Raw genomic sequence first — 20608 nt, 5'->3', positions numbered from 1 at the left:
CGTTGTGGCGTTCCGGCGGCCGTGATGCTCCGTCTGTTGCGTGGAGGATGATCATGACCCTGGCCCAGACCTCGATCGCCCTGCGCCTGCCGATCGACGGACGCCATCGGCAGATGTTCATCGACGGCGCCTGGGTCGATGCCGCCTCGGGCCGCACCATGGAGACCCGCAATCCGGCGACCGGCGCGGTCATCGCCACGGTGCCGCGCGGCGACCGTCAGGACATCGAACTCGCCGTCACCGCGGCCCGAAAAGCCTTCGACGGGCCGTGGAGTCGCTTCAAGCCCTATGAGCGGCAGGTGCTGCTGCTGAAAATAGCCGATCTTTTCGAAAAGCATTGGGAAGAGATCAGCCGCTCCGACACCACAGATATGGGCATGCCGATCGTACGCACCCGCGCCAACCGCAATCGCGTTATCGGCATGCTGCGCTACTACGCAGGCATGGCGACGGCGCTGCATGGCGAGACCATCGACAATTCGCTGCCGGGCGAGATCGTCTCCTTCACCCTTAAGGAGCCGATCGGCGTCGTCGGCGCCATCATCCCGTGGAACGCGCCGACTGCGGCCTCGATCTGGAAGATCGGCCCGGCGCTCGCCACCGGCTGCACCATCGTTTTGAAACCCTCGGAAGAGGCGCCGCTGACGCCGCTTCTGATCGCCGACATAATGAACGAGGCCGGCGTGCCGGCAGGTGTCGTCAACATCGTCACCGGCACCGGCGCCGAGGCGGGTGCGCCGCTTGCCGAGCATATGGGCGTCGACAAGATCGTCTTCACCGGCTCGACCGTCACCGGCCAGTCTATCATCCGCGCCTCGGCCGGCAATCTGAAGCGCGTCTCATTGGAGCTCGGCGGCAAGTCGCCGGTCATCGTCTGCGCCGATGCCGATCTCGACAAGGCCGTGCCGGTGGCGGCGATGTCGGTATTCGCCAATTCCGGCCAGATCTGCATTGCCGGTTCGCGCCTGTTCGTCGAGCGCTCCATCCATGACGAGTTCGTCGCGCGGCTCGCTGCTTACGCGGAGGGGTTGAAGATCGGCGACGGTATAGACCCGGCAACCGAGATCGGCCCACTGGTCTCACTGCGACAGCTCGAACGGGTGACGGGTTACCTTGAAGCCGGCACGGCTGAGGGCGCGAGGCTGGTCACAGGTGGTACCCGCCGCACGGAGGGCGCGCTCGCCGCCGGCAATTTCGTCGCGCCCACCGTCTTTGCCGGTGTCTCCGACGACATGAAGATTGCGCGTGAGGAAATCTTCGGTCCTGTCATTTCGGCGCTGCCCTTCGAAACGCTGGGCGAAGCCGTCGAGCGCGCCAACAACACGCCCTACGGTCTTGCCGCCGGCGTGTTCACGCAAAACGTCGCCACCGCGCACCAGCTGTCGCGAAAAATCCGCGCCGGCTCGGTCTGGGTCAACACCTATCACGCCATCGACCCGGCAGTGCCCTTCGGCGGCTACAAGATGAGCGGTTATGGCCGCGAGGGCGGCGCCGAGCACCTCGGCGAGTATCTCAACACCAAGGGCGTGTTCATCAAAATAGATTGAACGGCCGCCGGTTAGAAAATGCTCCGCAACAAGGGTTTTGCAAAACAGGATTCCTTTCCAGGACGGCAAAGCCGTCAGATCTTGGCGATATATCGGAGCGCGGGCATGATCCCAAAAAGTGGGTACCGGTTTTTGGAAAAGATCATGCTCCAACAAAGGATCGCGCTCGTCCACGTCAGGTGATCATCCCATGGCAGACAACAAGCAATTGCGGCTCGGCGCCTTCATGCGTCCCGTCAGTCTTCACACCGGCGCCTGGCGCTATCCTGGTTCTTATCCCGACGCCAATTTCAACTTCGCCCATCTGAAGCGCTTCGCGCAGACGCTGGAGGCGGCGAAATTCGACGCCTTCTTCATGGCCGACCACCTGGCCGTGCTCAACATGCCGATCGAGGCGCTGCGCCGCAGCCATACGGTGACCTCGTTCGAGCCGTTCACGCTGCTGTCGGCGCTCGCCGCCGTCACCGACCATATCGGCCTGGTCGCCACCGCGTCGACGACCTTCGATGCGCCTTATCACATCGCCCGGCGCTTCGCCTCGCTCGACCATATCAGCGGCGGCCGCGCCGGCTGGAACATCGTCACCACGTCCAACCCCGATGCGGCGCTGAACTTCGGCCTCGACGAGCATGTCGAGCATGACGAGCGCTACCACAAGGCGCGGGAATTCTACGATGTCGTGACCGGCCTGTGGGACAGCTTTGCCGACGACGCCTTCATCCGCGACGCCGAGAGCGGGCTCTATTTCGATCCGGCGAAGCTGCACGTGCTGGACCACAAGGGCGAAAACCTCTCGGTGCGCGGCCCGCTGAACATTGCCCGCCCGGTGCAGGGCTGGCCGGTCATCGTTCAGGCCGGCGCGTCGGAGGCCGGGCGGCAATTGGCGGCCGAAACGGCGGAGGTTATTTTTGCTGCCCATAGCGATCTCGCGGCCGGGCAACGCTTCTTTGCCGACGTGAAGGGGCGGGCGCAAAAACTCGGCCGTTCGCGTGACGACATCAAAATCCTGCCCGGCGCTTTCGTCATCGTTGGCGACAGTGTCGAGGAAGCGCAGGCCAAGCGCGCCAAGCTCGACAGCCTGGTTTATTACGAGAGCGGCATCGCCTCGCTGTCGATCGCGCTCGGCCATGACGCGGCCCACTTCGATCCCGATGCGCCCTTGCCTGAAATTCCCGAGACCAACGCCTCGAAGAGCAGCCGCGAGCGCGTCATCGAATTGGCGCGCCGGGAGAACCTGACCGTCCGCCAGCTGGCGCAGCGGCTCGGCGGTTACTCCGGTCTTGCCTTTGTCGGTACGCCGAAGACCATCGCCGACGCGATGGAGGAATGGCTGCTTGCCGAGGGATCCGACGGCTTCAACATCATGTTCCCCTACCTTCCCGCCGGGCTCGACGACTTCGCCGAGAAGGTGGTGCCGGAACTGCAGCGTCGAAGGCTCTTCCGGCGCGAATATGAGGGAACGACGTTGCGCGAGAATCTCGGTCTGAAGCGGCCGCCGAACCGGTTCTTCGAAGGCTCCGAAGCGGCCATCCGCAAGGCTGGCTGACAAGGCTGGCCGAGACACTCTCGGATGCGATGCATTTGTGCAAAAAAGGAATGGGCGCGCCGAAGCGCGCCCATTCCTTTTCAAACCGTCATTTTCAGATGACGAAGTACCAGTTGGCGAGCAGCATCACCACCACGCCGGCGACCAGCGTCAGATAGGGCAGCATGCCGGCCTTTTTGACCGAGAGGTCGGCTCCCGCCATGCCGAGATCGGCCAGCATGTGGTCGGGGAACTTGCCCTTGTCCTGGACATAGTGCCGGTAGCAGAACACCGGGATAATCAAGGCAGCGGTGATCAAGCCGGCCCACAGCGCCATCGGGTTCCACACCTTGGCGCCGGCGCCCATGAAGATGGCATTGACATAGGCGAAGATGGCGCCGACGCCGAGCAGCCAGCTTGGCGCTTTCCATGGCCGGTTGATGTGGCCGTTGTCGATGCGATGGATCCAGCCGGCATTGAGGTTGAGGAAGTTGAAGATGATGTAGCCGCAATTCGACACGGCAAGGATGAAGAAGAAGCTCGTCGCGTCGGCCGAGGCGATGGCCAGCACGATCAGGTTGAAGACGAGGTCGGTCCACATCGCCCGCGTCGGCGCGCCATGCTCGTTGACGTGGCTGAGGTAGCGCGGCAGCCAGCCATCGACCGAGCCCTGGTAGAGCGTGCGCGAGGAGCCGGCCATCGCCGTCATGATGCACAGCACCAGCGCCAGGATCATCAGCATCACCAGCAGGCTGTGGATCAGCGCGCCGCCGCCGACCATGCCGGCCAGTGCGTCCGCAACGCCGGAGCCGTCGACGATCGGTGTCGCCAGCATACCGTTGAGACCCAGCACACCCTGGAAGGTGAAGGGCACCAGGATGAACAAGAGCATGCAGAGCAGGCCGGAATAGAAGATCGCCTTGAACGTGTCGGTGCCCGGGTTCTTGAACTCGGAGGTGTAGCAGACTGCGGTCTCAAAGCCGTAGGTCGACCATGCGGCGATGAACATGCCGCCCAGCACCAACGTCCAGCCCGGGATGTTCCATGAGCCGGGCTCCGGCGCGTAGGCGGCGGCGAGCGGCACCAGCGGCGAAAAATTCGCCCAGTTGATCTGGCCGGTGACGATCGGCACGACGCCGACGATAAGCATCGGGATGATGACCAGCAGGCCGATATATTTCTGCACATTGGCTGTGCCGAGGATGCCGCGATGCTGGATCGAGAAGATGATCAGCATCAGCACCGCGCCGATGAAGAAGGTGGCGTTGAAGGTGAAGGACACCGGGCCGAGCGTGTGGCTCCACAGCGACCAGGTGCGGATCGCCGGCGTCGCGGCGGCTGTCACTGCGGCGATGGCGTCGGCGGGTACGGTGCCGGCATGCGCGGCGATATAGGCGACGACATCGGGCGACGCCTCGGTGACGATCGGCACCGGCGCCAGCGCGTTAAGGATGTAGGCGGCGGCGATCGAGCAGCCGAGCGACAGCACCGGCGACCATGCGAACCAGTTGCACCACACCGACAGCGGCGCGATGAACTTGGAGTAGCGCAGCCAGGCGGTGGCGCCGTAGATCGAGGCGCCGCCCGACTTGTTCGGGAACAGGCCGGCGATCTCGGCATAGGTGAAGGATTGCAGGAAGCCCATGATCATGGACACCGTCCAGATCAGGAAGGCCAGCGTCCCGGTCGTGCCGGCAATACCGCCGATCGAAAACAGGACCAGCGCCGGAACGCCGCTCGCCACCCAGAAGGCGCCGCGCCAGTCGATATGCCTGAGCAGCTTGCTTTCGGCAGGCTGCTCGAGGGCCGTGCTAATGGAGCTCATGTCTGTGAATTCCCCTTTTTCGCTGTTCCCGCCGGCGATGCCTCGACTGCGCGAAGCTTGTTCCCCGGCAAATGACCTTCACGACTCCGGTGTTTCCACTCAGTCGTATTTTTTTCTTAACAGTGAAGATTGATCCGACGCGCTTTCACGTCAAGCGATTTGTGATGTCGTGCACATCACGCTTGCGAAACACGGCTTCAGCCGTTGCCAACAGCAGCCGACGAAGCAGTTCCGTCCGACCCTGAAGTCCACTGTCAGGAACGCGGTTTGGTCTTTTGCGGATCGTAGTGAGCGAAGGCCACCACCCGCGCCGGCAGCCGCTTGGCATGGCCGTCGAGCTTGCCGATCTCAACCTCCGTGCCGATGGCGGCGTGGGTGACGTCGAGTCTGGCCAGCGCAATGTTCTTGTTCAGCACCGGCGAGCGCATGCCTGAGGTAACGACACCGATCTGGGCGCGCCCGACATGCACGCAATCGCCATGGCCGACCGCGACATTGCTCTCGATGTCGAGGCCGACGAGCTTGTGCTGCGGGTGCTCCTTGCGCCTTATCAGCGCCTCGCGGCCGATGAAGTCGTCGGTCTTGGTTTTCAGCGGCACGGTAAAGCCGATGCCGGCCTCGAACGGGTCGGTCTGGTCGGAAAATTCGTAGCCGGCGAAGATCAGCCCGGCCTCGATGCGCACCATGTCGAGCGCCTGCAGGCCCATTGGCTTCAGCCCGTGCGGCTGGCCGGCCTCCCAGATGGCGTCGAAAACTTTCTCGGCATCGCGCGGATGGCACCAGACTTCGTAGCCGAGTTCACCGGTATAGCCGGTGCGCGACACCACGACCGGAATGCCGTTGCCGCCGCCGATGCGCGCGACCGCGAAACGGAACCATTCGAGCTCGTCGATCGATGGCTGCAGCGGCGAGGTCCAGATCACCTCTCGCAAAATGTCGCGGCTCTTCGGCCCCTGCACGGCGACATTGTGCATCTGGTCGGTGGAGGAGCGCACCAGCACGTTGAGGCCGAGTTTCTTGGCCGTCTCGCGCAGCCATTCGCCGGACAGATCGTCGCCGCCGACCCAGCGGAAATTGTCCTTGCCGAGCCGCAGCAGCGTGCCGTCGTCGATCATGCCGCCATGCTCGTAGCACATGGCGGAATAGACGACCTGGCCGACGCCGAGCTTCTTGACGTCGCGGGTCAGCGTGTATTGGAGCAGCGCTTCGGAGTCCGGACCGGTGACCTCGAACTTGCGTAGCGGCGACAGGTCCATGATCACCGCGTCCTGCCGGCAGGCCCAGTATTCGGCGATCGGCCCCTCTTTGGCGAAGGCGTTGGCCAGCCAATAGCCCCTGTATTCGGCGAAGTTGCGGGTGTGCTTGGCGAAGGATGAGTGGAAGGCGGTCTCGCGGGTCATCTTGGGTTCCGAATCGGGCGTCATGCGTCTGGCGATCGCTCGCGAGAATTTGTGCTGGCCGGAATAGGTCCGCACATGGATGTCGGTAAGGTCCCAGCCATTGGCCGGCGTGGTGTCGTCGGGGCAGGCGGAGGAAACACAGACGATGTCGGTGAGCGCCCTGAGCAGCACATAGTCGCCGGCACGCGACCACGGCTCATCGGACACCATGACACCATGCGCGTCGATCGCCGTGTTGAAGAAGAAGTTGATCGCCATCCAGCCCGCGCGCGGCGTCACGCCCCTGTCGGCCAGCGCGCGATTGAAGTTCTCCGAGCAGTTGGTGTGGCCGGGATAGCCGATGTCGTCGTAATATTTCGCCGCGCAGGCGAGCGCGAAGGCGTCGTGCCGGCCGCACGTGTCCTGCACCACCTCGACCAGCGGCTCCATGTCCTGGTCGTAATATTTCGAATGCAGGCCGGGCATCGGGTAGCTCGATCCCATCAGCGTGCGCGTCGTCGTCACATCGAGCGGGTGGTCGCGACCCTTGTCCAGCTTGCGCGCTGAAAAGCACTGGAAGTCGGTGCACTGGCGCCCGTCGACATCGATGATCTGCAGATAGTCGCCGGCCTTGACGAAGTAGGATTCGGCGGTTGCCGAATGCACCCTGAGATCGAGCACCGGATCGGCGAGCGGATCGGCCAGCTCAGACTTCGACTTCAGGCGCACCGTGGCGCGGCGAACGATGACGGCAAGCGGCGTTGCCGTGTCATGGCCATCAACCAGCATCGGCCCGCCGGGGGCGGCAATCAGCATCGCACCGTCGCGCGCGATAGTGAACGCTTGCTCGGTGCCGGCAGGCGTCGCGCCGCCGAACACGCGCACCGCCTTGGGTTGATCGAGCTGCACCTGGCGGCGCTCGAGGCCGCGGCGCACGGAAGCGAGGCTGTCATCGCCCTCGGCCAATAGCGCCTTGATGCCGGCGGCATTGCTGTTGGATTTTTCGCCGAAGATGGAAGGGTCGATTACGCCTGACTTGTCCCAGGCCAAAAGCTCGCAAGCCTGTCCGCCCTCGACATTGCGGACGGTGAACGTGTCCCCAGCCTCGACCTCGATCAGCACCGCGCCATTACCCTGGATTGTGTAGCGCTCCATGCCCGGCGGCAGCGCGATCTGGCCGGGCCTCAGAATGAGGCTCGGCCTGGGTCCGGCTGTGACTGCGGGGTAGGGCGACTGGCTCATCTCGGAAACAAGTTTGCCTGTGTGTGAAATTATTTTAGCTGTAAGAATAGCAGCGCGGTTGCGTTTGGCAAGGCGAAGGTGATGCAAGCCTCCCCCTTCTCCCCCTGTGGCAGAAGGTGTCGCCGAAGGCGACGGATCAGGGGTGCTCCAGCGGAGTGAGACGTTGGCGTTCCCTGGAACACCCCTCATCCGTCTTGCCGCTTCGCGGCAATCCACCTTCTCCCACAGGGGGAGAAGGGAGAAGCGCACAAGCGCTACGCCAAGTCCTCGGAATGGCCAATCGCCACGCCATACTCCGCAGCCGAATCCAGCATCGTGTGCCAAAGGCTCTCGGCAAAGGTCGCAAACACCAGAACGTTGAACACCGCCAGTCCGTCACGATCCTTCCCGCGCCAGAGCGTGACGCTGGTGTGGTTCATCGAGGTGGCCGCCGCCGCGCCAACCGGAAATGCATCAAGATGCAAATCGATCGACGACAGTTTCGCCAGCATCGTCCGCGCTTTGGCGCCGGAGATGCTGATCAGCACCCGCGCATGCGATTGATCGGAGAGCGACGCCGATTGCGCGAAGGCTGGGGCAAGCGCCCCAATCCCATGCTTGCCACCCTTCGACAGCACGAAGAACTGATCTGGTCCCGACCAGATCAGCGTTGCATCCGACGTGCCGACCGCCCTCGGTGTTTGCGGAGCCGCCACACCGAAGCGTGCCTTCGCCGACTTGGTCATCTCGCCCGCTTTGCCACGTCGCGCCATCACCTGGACGAGGTCGAAATTGCGGATCTCGATCAACGCCACGCCGGCATCGCCTTGCGCGCCGTAGGCGCCGGGAGCGAGCGCCCGCTCGAGCGGGCTGCGAACATCCCAGGAAAAATCAGCCACGCTGGCGCCCTCCATCCGGATCGTAGAAGACGGGATTGCAGAGCTCTACATCATAGTCTTCGCCGCGCAGCGGATCATGCGCGTGCACGATCTCACCGATCCGCTCGCGGCCACGCTCGACCAGGCCGAGGCCGATCCATTGGTCGAGCGTCGGCGAGAAGCAGACCGAGGTGACGTAGCCCTGATCATTGTCGGGGCCGGGTGTCTGCCCTTTCGGAATGATGTGCGCGCCGGAGCGCAGGCGCCTTGCCTTGTCTACCGGCTTGATGCCGACGACGACCTGTCGATTCGGCGCCACCAGCGCCTCACGGCCGGCCATGACGCGGCCGATAAAATCCTTCTTGGTCGACATCATCTTGCCGAGGCCGAGATCGGCGGCGGTCGTCGTGCCACTCAGCTCCGGTCCGGCGACATGGCCCTTTTCGACCCGCATGACGCCGAGCGCCTCGGTGCCGTAGGGCGTCACGCCGAACGGCGCGCCTGCAATCATCAGATTGCGCGCCATCGCCTCGCCGTAGCGGGCCGGCACCGAAATCTCGAACGCCATCTCGCCGGAGAAAGAGATGCGAAACAGCCGCGCCCTGGTGCCGCCGCGCAACGCGACTTCGCGCGCGCCCATGAACGGAAAACCTTCGTTGGACAGATCCTCGGCCGGATCGACGATTTCCTTCAGCAGATCGCGTGTCTTCGGCCCCGCGATGGAGAATTGTGCCCACTGGTCGGAGACCGAGGTCAGCTGCACGTCGAGTTCGGGAAACAGCACCTGCCGGCAGAATTCGAGGTGCTGCATTACCAGCCCGGCTTTCGCTGTAGTGGTGGTGAGGAAATAATGGTCTTCGGCCAGTCGCGACGTCGTGCCGTCATCATAGACCAGGCCATCCTCGCGCAGCATCAGCCCGTACCGCGCCTTACCGACGGCGAGGTTGGAAAAGGTGTTGATGTAGACGCGGTCGAGGAACACGCCGGCATCCGGGCCATGCACGTCGATCTTGCCGAGCGTCGAGACATCGCAGAAGCCGACGCCGCCGCGCACCGCCTTGACCTCACGGGTGACCGATTCCAGCCAGTCCTTCTCGCCGGCGCGCGGATACCACTGCGCGCGCTTCCACAGGCCGGTGTCGACAAAGATCGCGCCCTGTTCGGCGGCCCAGTGATGCGAGGGCGTCAGCCGCGTCGCGTGAAAATTCTCGTCGCGATGATGGCCGGCGAAAGCGCCGATGGCGACGGGCACGTAAGGCGGCCGGTAGATTGTCGTGCCGGTCTCGGGAATGGATTTGCCCGACACCGCCGCCATGATGGCGAGGCCGGCGACGTTGGAGGTCTTGCCCTGGTCGGTCGCCATGCCGAGCGTGGTGTAGCGCTTGAGATGCTCGACCGATTCAAAGCCCTCGCGCTGCGCCAGTTCGATGTCGGACGCCGTCACGTCATGCTGCTGGTCGACGAAGGCCTTGCCCTTGCCGGTGACATGCCAGAGCGGCGTCAGCGAAAACGTCTCGTCGTCGGCGACCGGTGCCGTGCCCGCATTGCCATTGCGTCCCGCGTCACGCGCCGCTGCAGCGCCTGCGGCAAAGCCTTGGCTGAGGCAGCCGCCAAGACCGAAATCGCCATTGGCCGCACCTGCGGCAACCATGCCGGGAGGCGCGCCATCCGGCACGAAGGCGGCGATATCGTCACGCCATTTTGGCCGGCCGCGATGGTAGGACGTGAGCCCGACTGCCGGGTTCCAGCCGCCGGAAACCGCGAGCCCGTCGGCCTCGACCTCGGCGCGCGCGCCACCGGTCAGCGACACCGAAATCTTGCGCACGCCATCCTTGCCGCCGTCGACACCGCTGACCGAGCCATGCAGCACGTTAAAGCCGTTCTTGGAGGCAAGCGAGCGATGGGCAGGCGAGACGTCGGGGCGTGCGTCGATCACCGCCGCGACCTGCAATCCGGCGCCGAGTGCGGTCTCGACCGTGCGCCAGCCATCCTCATTGTTGGTGAACAGTGCGATGCGTTTTGCCGGCGTGGCGGCATAGCGTGTGACATAGATCCGCATGGCGGACGCCATCATCACGCCGGGCGTGTCGTTGCCGGCAAAGACTATCGGCCGTTCGATCGCGCCGGCAGCTACGACGCAGCGCTTGGCCACGATCCGCCACAAGCGCTGGCGCACCTGGTGCTCGGGTGGCGTCGGCAGGTGGTCGTTGACGCGCTCGATCGCACCATAAGTGCCGCCATCATAGACGCCGAACAATGTCGTGCGCGTCATGAGGCGGACGTCCGGCATCGCCGCCAGTTCGGCCAGCGTGCGCTGCGTCCACTCCGCTGCCGGCAGGCCGTCGATGGTGCCGCCATCGGCCAGAAGGCGGCCGCCAGGGACAAAATCCTCTTCGCACAAGATGACGCGCGCTCCACTGCGGCCTGCTGCGAGTGCGGCGGCGAGACCTGCCGGGCCGGAGCCGGCGATCACCACATCGCAATGCGCCCATGCCTTGTCGTAGTGGTCGGGATCGGGGGTGACCGCAGCACGGCCGAGGCCTGCGGCGCGGCGGATCGCCGGCTCGTAGATCGTCTCCCAGAACTTCGCCGGCCACATGAAGGTCTTGTAGTAGAAGCCAGCGACGAAGATCGGCGCGAACAGCTGGTTGACCGACATCACATCGTGGCGCAGCGATGGCCAGCGGTTCTGGCTGGCGGCTTCGAGCCCTTCATAGAGCTCGGCGGTCGTCGCCTTGGTGTTGGCCTCGCGCCGTGCGCCTGTGCGCAGCTCCACCAGTGCGTTGGGTTCTTCCGAACCGGCAGTGAGAATGCCGCGCGGGCGATGGTATTTGAACGAGCGGCCGACCAGCTTGACGCTATTGGCGACCAACGCCGACGCCAGCGTGTCGCCCTGGAAGCCGGAAAAGCTCTTGCCGTCGAAGCGGAAGGTGAGTGGCTTCGAGCGGTCGATGAGACCGCCGGAGGTGAGGCGATGGGATTGAGAGGTCACGATGTCCAGCCTCTCGATTTGATGTCATCGCGAAGGGTAGCGCTGCCCCTCATCGCCCTGCCGGGCACTTCTCCCCGTATAGTGACAGGGAGAAGGGGGCTAGCCGCAACGCCGCCCTTCTTCTTGTTACGCTGATGATTGGCGAAACCGTTGGCGAGAGCGCCCCTCTCCCCGTCTCTATACGGGGAGAGGATGCCGGCAGGCAGGTGAGGGGCAGCGCCGACGTGGCCAAAATAGCTCATTTCGCCACCTGCCTCGCACCAGCACCAACCGCCGGCTCCACCGCCGAAATCTCATGCGTCAGCGTGTTGCGGGTGACCTTCAGCCAGCTCCGGCAGCCACCGCCGTGATACCAATTCTCAGCCATCACGCCGGCGACATTGTCGCGCAGATAGACATAGTCGTAGACGGCATCCTCGCCGGCATCCGCCGCCGGCCGCGCGGGCTTGGCATCGCCGAGATAGGTGAACTCTCCGAGTTCACGTTCGCCGCAGAAGGGACAGACAATACGCATCTAACTGTCCTCAGTGCAGGTTCGGCTGGGCGCCCTGGCCCTTTTCGTCGATCATGGCGCCGCGCTGGAAGCGGTCGAGGCGGAACAAAGCCGCCTCCTTGTGCGACTCGTCGCGCGCCAGAAGATGGGCAAAGACGAAGCCGGAGCCGGGTGTCGCCTTGAAGCCGCCATAGCACCAGCCGGCATTGAGATAGAGCCCGTCGACCGGCGTCTTGTCGATGATCGGCGAGCCGTCCATCGACATGTCCATGATGCCGCCCCATTGGCGTAAAAGCCGCACGCGGCCGATCATCGGGATCAGCGCCATGCCGCCCTCGCAGACATCTTCCATCACAGGCAGATTGCCGCGCTGGGCGTAGGAATTGTAGCCGTCGATATCGCCGCCGAAGACCAGCCCGCCCTTGTCCGACTGGCTGACATAGAAATGCCCGGCGCCGAAGGTCATGACGCCGGGAATGAGCGGCTTGATCGCTTCCGAAACGAAGGCTTGCAGCACATGGCTTTCGATCGGCAGGCGCAGGCCCGCCATCGCCGCGACGCGCGAGGAGGAACCAGCAACAGCCATGCCGACTTTGCCGGCGCCGATCTTGCCGCGCGAGGTCTCGACGCCCGTCACCTTGCCGTTACCGTCCCGGACAAAACCGGTCACTTCGCAATTCTGGATGATGTCGACGCCGAGTTCGCTCGCCGCATGGGCATAGCCCCACACCACCGCGTCGTGGCGCGCCGTGCCGCCGCGCCGCTGCAGCAGGCCGCCCTGCACGGGAAAGCGCGCATGGTCGAAATTCAGGAACGGCAACATCTTCTTCAGCGCCGCCTGGTCGAGCAGTTCGGCATCGATGCCGTTGATGCGCATGGTGTTGCCGCGCCGTGCATAAGCGTCGCGCTGCGCGTCGGAATGATAGAGGTTGAGGACGCCGCGCTGGCTGACCATCGAATTGTAGTTGAGGTCCTGCTCCATCCGCTCCCACAGCTTCATCGACAATTCGTAGAAGCCGGTATTGCCGGGCAGGCCGTAATTGGAGCGGATGATCGTGGTGTTGCGGCCGGCATTGCCGGAGCCGATCCAGCCCTTTTCCAGCACGGCGACATTTTTGATGCCGAATTCGCTGGCGAGGAACCAGGCGGTGGCGAGACCGTGGCCGCCGCCACCGATGATCACCACGTCGTAGTGGTCCTTCGGGCTGGCATCACGCCAGGTGCGCTGCCAGTTCTTGTGGCCGGAAAGGGCGGCGCGGGCGAGCGAGAGGATCGAGTATTTCATACGTTCATTCCGAGGTCGCTCGCACCGCTAGGACGGTTAGATGTCCAGCGTGTGGTCGCGCTCCCATTGCGTGAAGTGCGACGCATAGGAATTCCATTCCTGGTGCTTCAGCTTTAGGTAAGCCGACGAGAATTCCTCACCCAGCGCCGCCTTCAGCGATTTGTCCTTGTCGAATTCGCGCAGCGCATCGAGCAGATTGAGCGGCAGCTTCGGCGCGCCCTTTACCGTGTGGCCGTGCTGGTACATGTCGATGTCGTAGCGCTTGCCGGGATCGGCCTTGGAACGGATGCCGTCGAGGCCGGCGGCGATGATCACGGCCTGCAAGAGATAGGGGTTGGCCGCGCCGTCGGGCAGGCGCAATTCGAAGCGGCCGGGGCCGGGCACGCGCACCATGTGGGTGCGGTTGTTGCCGGTCCAGGTCACCGTGTTCGGCGCCCAGGTGGCGCCCGAAATGGTGCGCGGCGCGTTGATGCGCTTGTAGGAATTGACCGTCGGGTTGGTGATCGCGGCCAAGGCCGAGGCATGCTTCATGATGCCGCCGAGGAAATTCTTGCCCTTGGCCGACAGACCGAGTTCCATCGCATTGTCGGCAAAGACGTTGGTCTTGCCGGCCTTGTCCCACACCGAAATGTGCGCGTGGCAGCCATTGCCGGTCAGGCCCTGGAACGGTTTTGGCATGAAGGTGGCGCGCAGGCCGTGCTTCTCGGCCACCGACCTGACCATGAATTTGAAGAAGGAGTGCTTGTCCGCGGTGGCCAGCACATCGTCAAAGGCCCAGTTCATCTCGAACTGGCCATTGGCGTCCTCATGGTCGTTCTGGTACGGGCTCCAGCCCAGCGCCAGCATGTGGTCGCAGATCTCGGCGATCACATCATAGCGGCGCATCACCGCCTGCTGGTCGTAGCAGGGCTTCGACGCCGTATCGTATTTGTCGGAAATGACGCTGCCGTCCGGCGAGATCAGGAAGAACTCGGCCTCGACGCCGGTCTTGACATGCATGCCGTCGCCGGCGGCTTCCGCGATCAGCCTCCGCAGCGTGTTGCGCGGTGCCTGCTCGACCTCCTTGTCGTCCATGATGCAATTGGCGGCGACCCAGGCGACGTCTGGCTTCCACGGCAATTGGATGACCGAGGCCGGATCGGGTACCGCCAGCATATCGGGATGCGCCGGCGTCAGATCGAGCCAGGTGGCGAAACCGGCAAAGCCGGCGCCGTCCTTCTGCATGTCTGATATCGCCTGCGCCGGCACCAGCTTGGCGCGCTGGCCACCGAACAGGTCGGTGTAGGAAATCATGAAATATTTGACGCCGTTCTCTTTGGCGAATGCGGCGAGATCGTTCCCCATTATAGTTCCTCGCTTATGGTATTTTGGATGTTGTCTTAGAAGCCGTTCTTCCCCGGTATCCAGTTGGTGCCGGCCAGCGGCACGCCGGCCATGGCGGCGGCTTCGATGGTGAGCGCGACGAGATCCTCGGGCTCGAGATTGTGCAGGCTGTTCTTGCCGCAGGCACGCGCAATCGTCTGCGCCTCGAGCGTCATCACCTTGAGATAGTTGGCGAGACGCCGCCCAGCGGCGATCGGATCGACCCGCTTCATCAGTTCGGGGTCCTGCGTGGTGATGCCGGCGGGGTCGCGGCCCTCGTGCCAGTCGTCATAGGCGCCGGCGGTGGTGCCGAGCTCGTTGTACTCCGCCTCCCAGCGCGGGTCGTTGTCGCCAAGTGCGACAAGCGCTGCCGTACCGATCGACACCGCGTCGACGCCGAGCGCCAGCGCCTTGGCGACATCGGCGCCATTGCGGATGCCGCCGGAGACGATCAGCTGCACCTTGCGGTGCATGCCGAGGTCCTGCAGCGCCTGCACAGCCGGCCTGATGCAGGCAAGCGTCGGCTGGCCGACATTCTCGATGAACACTTCCTGGGTGGCGGCCGTGCCGCCCTGCATGCCGTCGACGACGACGACATCGGCGCCGGCCTTCACCGCAAGCGCTGTATCGTAATAGGGGCGCGCGCCGCCGACCTTGACGTAGATTGGCTTTTCCCAGTCGGTGATTTCGCGCAGTTCGAGGATCTTGATCTCGAGATCGTCGGGGCCGGTCCAGTCGGGGTGGCGTGAGGCCGATCGCTGGTCGATGCCTTTCGGCAGTGTGCGCATCTCGGCGACGCGGTCGGAGATCTTCTGGCCGAGCAGCATGCCGCCGCCGCCGGGCTTGGCGCCCTGGCCGACGACCACTTCGATGGCGTCGGCGCGGCGCAAATCCCTAGGGTTCATGCCGTAGCGCGACGGCAAATATTGATAGACCAGCGTCTTGGAATGGCCGCGCTCTTCCTCGGTCATGCCGCCATCGCCCGTGGTGGTCGAGGTGCCGGCCAGTGTCGCGCCACGGCCGAGCGCTTCTTTCGCCGGGCCGGACAACGAGCCAAAGCTCATGCCGGCAATGGTGATCGGGATCTTCAGCTCGATCGGCTTCTTGGCATGGCGCGAACCCAACACCACTGATGTGTCGCAGCGCTCGCGATAGCCTTCGAGCGGATAGCGCGAGATCGAGGCGCCGAGGAACAGAAGATCGTCGAAATGCGGCAGTTTGCGCTTGGCGCCGGCGCCTCTGATATCATAGATGCCGGTCGCCGCGGCGCGGCGGATTTCGGAGAGCGTGTAGTCGTCGAAGGTCGCGGATTTGCGCGGCGTCGTCGGCGGGTTCTTGTAGGTCATGATGCCTCAATACGCGTCGGCGTTGTCGATATTGAAATTGTAGAGCGTGCGCGCCGAGCCGTAGCGCTTGAACTCCGACGGCTTGACGCCGGTCACGCCGGCGCGGTCGAGCAGGCCCTGCAGGAGTTCGATGTGCTCGGGCCGCATTTCCTTGGCGATGCAATCGGCGCCGAGGCTTTCGACCTTGCCGCGCACGAACAGCCGCGCCTCGTAGATGGAATCGCCCAGCGCATCGCCGGCATCGCCCAGCACCACCAGATTGCCCGACTGCGCCATGAAGGCCGACATGTGGCCGATATTGCCGTGCACGACGATGTCGATGCCCTTCATCGAGATGCCGCAGCGCGATGACGCATTGCCCTCGATGACCAGCAGCCCGCCCTTGCCGGTGGCGCCGGCATACTGGCTGGCGTCGCCCTTGATGACGATCGAGCCCGACATCATGTTCTCGCCGACGCCGGGGCCGGCCGAACCGTGCACGGTGATCGCTGCGCCATCATTCATGCCGGCGCAGTAATAGCCGACGCTGCCGCGTACATCGATAGTAACCGGCTGGTCGACGCCGACGGCGACCGAATGGCTGCCCTTGGGGTGCAGCACCTCCCACGCCGTTTCGTTGGAACCGGGCGTCAGGTTGTGAAGCGCCTGGTTGAGCTCTCGCAGCGACGATACATCGAGATCGAAGACCCGGGAGGCGTGGTCTTGCGCCGCCTTCGAAAGTTTGGTTGCCGGCATGGGCTCAATGCTCCCAGAAATAGACGGTTGCGGGTTCCGGTTCCCAGACCCTCGCATTGTCTATGCCGGGCAGCTTGGTCAGCGCGCGATATTCCGAGCCGAAGGCGACATACTGGTCGGTCTCGGCCATGACGGCCGGCTTGCAGGCAATCGGGTCGCGCACCACGCCAAAGCCGTTCTTGGTGCCGACGACGAAGGTGAAGAAGCCGTCGAGGTCGGACAGCGTGCCTTCCAGCGCCTCGCCGAGATTCTTGCCATGCGCCATCTGCGAAGAGAGGTAGGCGGCCGCCACCTCGGTGTCGTTCTCGGTCTCGAAGGTCATGCCTTCGCGCCGCAATTCGCGCCGCACATTGTTGTGGTTGGACAGCGAGCCATTGTGCACCAGGCACTGGTCGGCGCCGGTCGAAAAGGGATGCGCACCCATCGTGGTGACGGCCGATTCCGTCGCCATGCGGGTGTGGCCGATGCCATGCGTGCCGGTCATCGAGCGGACGTCGAAGCGGTCGACCACCGCCTCCGGCAGGCCGACTTCCTTGTATATCTCCACAGCTTCGCCGGCGCCCATGATGCGCACGTCGGGCCGGATCGACTGCAACGCTTCGCGCGCGGCGTCGACCTTGCCTGGCCTGGTCCTGAGGACGGCGTGCGTCGACTTCACCGCGATGCTCACCGGTGCGCCGATGGCCTTGGCAAGTTCGGCGTCGAGGCCGTGAAAATCGCGCTCGGGCTTGGCCGACTGGATGGTGATCTTGGCTTCGTTTTTGGAAGTGGCGCCGTAGATGGCGATGCCGGCGCTGTCGGGGCCGCGATCGCTGAGCGAGATGAGCATCTGCGACAGCATCGAGCCGAGTTGCGGCTCAAGCGACTTGTCCTTCAAAAAAAGTCCGACGATTCCACACATGTCAGCCTCCCGGCGTTTGCAGCTAAGAGATGATGTATCGAATGCGCTGTCCGAATTCAATCATATGAAAAAAATTTTCCTCTAGTTACGTATGCGGCTCAATGCCACTTTGTGCACTATCGCTGCCCGCGCGGGCACTGTGAACCCATGTGGCGGTGCGGACACGGGCGATTTTGTAGGCATCCAGAATCGACAGCGCATAGATCAGGAAGCCGCCGGCATGGCGGCCGACAAAGCTGGCGTCGGCCGGCGCGATCTTGGCTGTCACCCAGGCCAGGATGACCATGAAGAATAGGAACTGCAGGCCGCGCACAGGGGCGCCCAGAATGACATGGCCGCTTGCCGGCAGGACGATTGCGGCGCCAAGCACCAGATAAGGATTTGTCGGTGCGGGTGCGCTCATGCCACCTGCCTTTCCTGTCTGTTGATGGCATCGCGCAGCGTCGATGCCGAGGCGAGCAGCCTCTCGACCAGTGCCGGATCGAGGCTCGCGCCGCCGAAGGCAGCCTGCCGGAACACGCCGTAGCGGGCGCGTTCGGCCTCGGCCAGCAGCCAGACGATGCGCACGCCGTTCGGCGTGATCAAAAGTTCCTTGGCGCGGCCTTCGGCAAAGATGTCCAGATGACTGGCGATCAGGTTCTGCGGAAAGCGCGCGCCCCTTAAGTCTGTTCGCAACACGGCTTCGGCCGGAAAACCCGGAGCTTTCGGAAGCGTGTGCTGAAGGTGATCGAAATTGGAGAAGGTGGTCGGCGATCCCGGCCGCATCATCATGTCGAAGGTTGCCGGTACCGCAACCGATTCGGTGACCGAAACGCTGAGCCAGCGCGCCGGCAGTTTTCGCGTCGCCAGCGTGTCGACGATGGTGCGCACTTGCACGCGCCGTTCGTTCCACGAACCCACCCAGGTGACGACGCCAACCGTGCCATCTGAAACGTCGACGGCATCTGCGATGACGGTGCGGATGCTGGCCTCCTCGGCGGCATGAGCAGCCATGGCCCTGTTGCGGCTGGCGCGCGCAAGCCAGGCGAGGTGCACGACGAGAGCCAAGGCTATCGCCCCGGCCAGCAATGCTGTCGTCACGTCAGACACTCGTCACGCAATGCCTGCCCAAACCGGCAGGCCCTCTCCTGTCAATAACCCTGTGGCTTCGGCCACGGCATGGTGAACTGGTCGCCGCGGCGCACATAGCGGTAGCGGTAGAAGTGGAACCACACAGAGATCAGGAAATAGAAGATGGTCATCGCGATCAGCTGCGAGCCGAAGCCGAGGAAGATCGCAAAGAAGGTCACCACACACAGGCAAAACAGCACGATCGCGGGCAGCGGGTGGAATGGGTGTGTGTAGCCGCGGCGGATGGTGCCCAGAGGCCACTTCTTCCGGAACATCATGATGTTGATGCTCATGAAGGTGTATTGCAGCACGCCCGACAGGATCGAGAAGGTGATCGCCTGGTTGAGGTCGGCGATGAAGGCGAAGGCGAGCGCGATCGGCAGCAGGAACAGGATCGAGCGGTAAGGCGTGCGGTATTTCGGATGCACCGCCGAGAACCAGGTCGGCAGATACCGGTCGCGTCCGAGCGAGAACCATGCGCGTGCCGCGTCGTTGATGCAGCCATTGGCGGAAGCGAGCGCGGCCAGCAGCGTGGCGATGAAAAGCAGGTTTTCGAGCAGCGCGCTCCCGGTCAGCTTGCCGGCATCCCACAGCGGATAATAGGTGATGCCGAGGTATTCCCAGGGCATCAGCGAGGCGCAGACATACCAGGTCATGGCGGCGGCGATCAGAAGCGTGATCATGCCGGCCATGGTGCCGTAGGGCAGCGAGCGGGCGGGCGAACGCACTTCCTCGGCTGCCTGCGTGGTGCCTTCGATGCCGAGATAATACCAGATGCCGAACTGGAAGGCGGCGATGACGCCGATCCAGCCATAGGGCAACGCATTGCCCGGCGTCACCAGCTCGTTGAGCTTCAGCACCGCGCCTTGCGTCCACGGACTGACCGAGAAGAACAGGATGACGATCGAGACATAGGCGATCGCTGTGATGACGAAGTTGACGTTGAGCGTCATTAGAACGCCGCGATAGTTCAGCCACGCCAACACGACGATGGTGGCGGCAATGAAGGAATTGTGGGTGAGCCCCTCGACGCCGGCCTTGGCGACGATGGTATCGCCGAGCAGGATGGCGTCCGAGACCTCAAGCATCGTGTAGGCAAAGACCAGGAACAGCGCGACGTTGAACGCCATCAGCGGACCGACAATGTGCTTGGCCTGCGCGTACTGGCCGCCGGCGGCAGCCACCGTCGATGTCACTTCGGAATCGATCATGGCGACCGAGGTGTAGAGCAGCCCGACCACCCAGCAGACGATGAGTGCTGCCAGCGCGCCGCCCTTGTCGGCCGAGAAATTCCAGCCGGTGAATTCGCCGACCAGCACGATGCCGACGCCGAGCGCCCAGACATGAGCCGGGCCGAGCACCCTGAGCAGCGAAACCCTGTCGCCGTGGATTGCCGTAATTATCGTTTCAGCCGCGACTGCCATTGTTTTCCCCTAGACCCGGTGCTTTTCGGAAACGGCTTCAAGCTCGCCTTCGCGCGAGGAGGTCAGCACCTCCTCGGAGTAGGTCGTGTCGATCTTGAACCAGTCGTAGAGCATCCACAGCGCAAGCACGACCGAGATACCCCAGCATGCATAAGACAGAGCCATCCACATGGTGCGTCCCCAAAATCTCAGGCGTTACTTGTCGTCGAATTTTTCGTTGATGACGTCGCGGTATTCGCGGTCGGAGGCGCGGAACAGGAAGACGAAATAGCCGATCAGCACCGCCGCCATGATGATCAGCGTCGGCCAGTCGATGATGTAGTGGAAGCGGTTCTGGATGATGTCGTGCGCGGTCTCGGGCGTATAGCCGAGCTTTTCCCAGATCGAGGCCATGGTCGGGTTCTGCCCGAGCGCCTCCCAGGTCTTGGCGTCGAGCGCGTCGATGGATTTTGCAGCACCGGCGAGGCCCAGTTTCAGCGGCAGCCACAGCGCCACGAAAATAGCGACCACGACGACGACGATATCGAAAATCTGCCCGGCCTTGCTCTGTTCCGGTGGCGTGTAGCGGGACATGCAGTGTACCCC

Annotated in this window: 17 protein-coding genes; 2 read left to right on the top strand and 15 right to left on the bottom strand. The window is 63.8% G+C overall.

The window, feature by feature from the left end; all coding sequences use genetic code 11:
- Positions 1-53 precede the first annotated feature (53 nt).
- Positions 54-1547, top strand: a complete 1494-nt coding sequence (locus tag AC1DXM_RS25180; protein WP_477237240.1) for an aldehyde dehydrogenase family protein — start codon at positions 54-56, stop codon at positions 1545-1547.
- A 190-nt stretch (positions 1548-1737) separates the two neighbouring features.
- Positions 1738-3093, top strand: coding sequence for an LLM class flavin-dependent oxidoreductase (locus AC1DXM_RS25175; RefSeq protein WP_477237238.1), 1356 nt, complete (start codon positions 1738-1740; stop codon positions 3091-3093).
- 94 nt (positions 3094-3187) lie between these two features.
- Here the strand turns inward: AC1DXM_RS25175 and AC1DXM_RS25170 are convergent, their stop codons facing one another.
- From AC1DXM_RS25170 to AC1DXM_RS25100, 15 genes are all read right to left on the bottom strand, one after another.
- The gene (locus AC1DXM_RS25170; RefSeq protein ID WP_477237236.1) at positions 3188-4897 is read right to left on the bottom strand and encodes an APC family permease; all 1710 of its coding nucleotides are present in this window, start codon (positions 4895-4897) and stop codon (positions 3188-3190) included.
- A gap of 254 nt (positions 4898-5151) precedes the next feature.
- The gene (locus tag AC1DXM_RS25165) at positions 5152-7518 is read right to left on the bottom strand and encodes a DUF1989 domain-containing protein (RefSeq protein WP_477237234.1); all 2367 of its coding nucleotides are present in this window, start codon (positions 7516-7518) and stop codon (positions 5152-5154) included.
- A gap of 254 nt (positions 7519-7772) precedes the next feature.
- Complete coding sequence (locus AC1DXM_RS25160) at positions 7773-8396, bottom strand: sarcosine oxidase subunit gamma (protein WP_477237232.1); 624 nt, start codon at positions 8394-8396, stop codon at positions 7773-7775.
- Positions 8389-11367 (bottom strand): sarcosine oxidase subunit alpha, encoded by a 2979-nt coding sequence (locus AC1DXM_RS25155; RefSeq protein ID WP_477237230.1) that lies wholly within the window; start codon positions 11365-11367, stop codon positions 8389-8391. Before AC1DXM_RS25155 ends, AC1DXM_RS25160 begins: the two co-directional genes overlap by 8 nt.
- 238 nt (positions 11368-11605) lie before the next feature.
- Positions 11606-11881, bottom strand: a complete 276-nt coding sequence (locus tag AC1DXM_RS25150) for a sarcosine oxidase subunit delta (RefSeq protein ID WP_477237228.1) — start codon at positions 11879-11881, stop codon at positions 11606-11608.
- A 10-nt stretch (positions 11882-11891) separates the two neighbouring features.
- Entirely contained in the window at positions 11892-13145 is a 1254-nt protein-coding gene (locus AC1DXM_RS25145; protein WP_477237226.1) for a sarcosine oxidase subunit beta family protein, read from the bottom strand.
- Between the two features lie 36 nt (positions 13146-13181).
- A complete protein-coding gene (glnT, locus tag AC1DXM_RS25140; RefSeq protein WP_477237224.1) occupies positions 13182-14489 on the bottom strand; it encodes a type III glutamate--ammonia ligase in 1308 nt (435 codons plus the stop codon).
- A gap of 35 nt (positions 14490-14524) precedes the next feature.
- Positions 14525-15853, bottom strand: coding sequence for an FMN-binding glutamate synthase family protein (locus AC1DXM_RS25135; protein ID WP_477237222.1), 1329 nt, complete (start codon positions 15851-15853; stop codon positions 14525-14527).
- Between the two features lie 6 nt (positions 15854-15859).
- Positions 15860-16588: a GltB/FmdC/FwdC-like GXGXG domain-containing protein gene (locus tag AC1DXM_RS25130; protein WP_477237220.1), complete on the bottom strand. Its 729-nt coding sequence runs from the start codon at positions 16586-16588 to the stop codon at positions 15860-15862.
- Positions 16589-16592: 4 nt separating this feature from the next.
- Positions 16593-17489 (bottom strand): class II glutamine amidotransferase, encoded by an 897-nt coding sequence (locus AC1DXM_RS25125; protein WP_477237218.1) that lies wholly within the window; start codon positions 17487-17489, stop codon positions 16593-16595.
- 85 nt (positions 17490-17574) lie between these two features.
- Positions 17575-17892: a hypothetical protein gene (locus tag AC1DXM_RS25120; protein ID WP_477237216.1), complete on the bottom strand. Its 318-nt coding sequence runs from the start codon at positions 17890-17892 to the stop codon at positions 17575-17577.
- Positions 17889-18578 carry a hypothetical protein gene (locus AC1DXM_RS25115; RefSeq protein WP_477237214.1) on the bottom strand — a complete coding sequence of 230 codons (690 nt, stop codon included), beginning with the start codon at positions 18576-18578 and terminating at the stop codon, positions 17889-17891. The genes AC1DXM_RS25120 and AC1DXM_RS25115 overlap by 4 nt, the downstream gene beginning before the upstream one ends.
- 41 nt (positions 18579-18619) lie before the next feature.
- Complete coding sequence (locus AC1DXM_RS25110; protein ID WP_477237212.1) at positions 18620-20023, bottom strand: APC family permease; 1404 nt, start codon at positions 20021-20023, stop codon at positions 18620-18622.
- Between the two features lie 9 nt (positions 20024-20032).
- Positions 20033-20194, bottom strand: coding sequence for a hypothetical protein (locus AC1DXM_RS25105; protein WP_112565760.1), 162 nt, complete (start codon positions 20192-20194; stop codon positions 20033-20035).
- Between the two features lie 24 nt (positions 20195-20218).
- Positions 20219-20596: a hypothetical protein gene (locus AC1DXM_RS25100; protein WP_477237210.1), complete on the bottom strand. Its 378-nt coding sequence runs from the start codon at positions 20594-20596 to the stop codon at positions 20219-20221.
- Between the last annotated feature and the right edge of the window lie 12 nt (positions 20597-20608).

This window comes from Mesorhizobium sp. P3_A2 (genome assembly GCF_056403115.1).
Note: the sequence above shows the minus strand (reverse complement) of the source record. Positions and strands in the feature narration are given on the sequence as shown.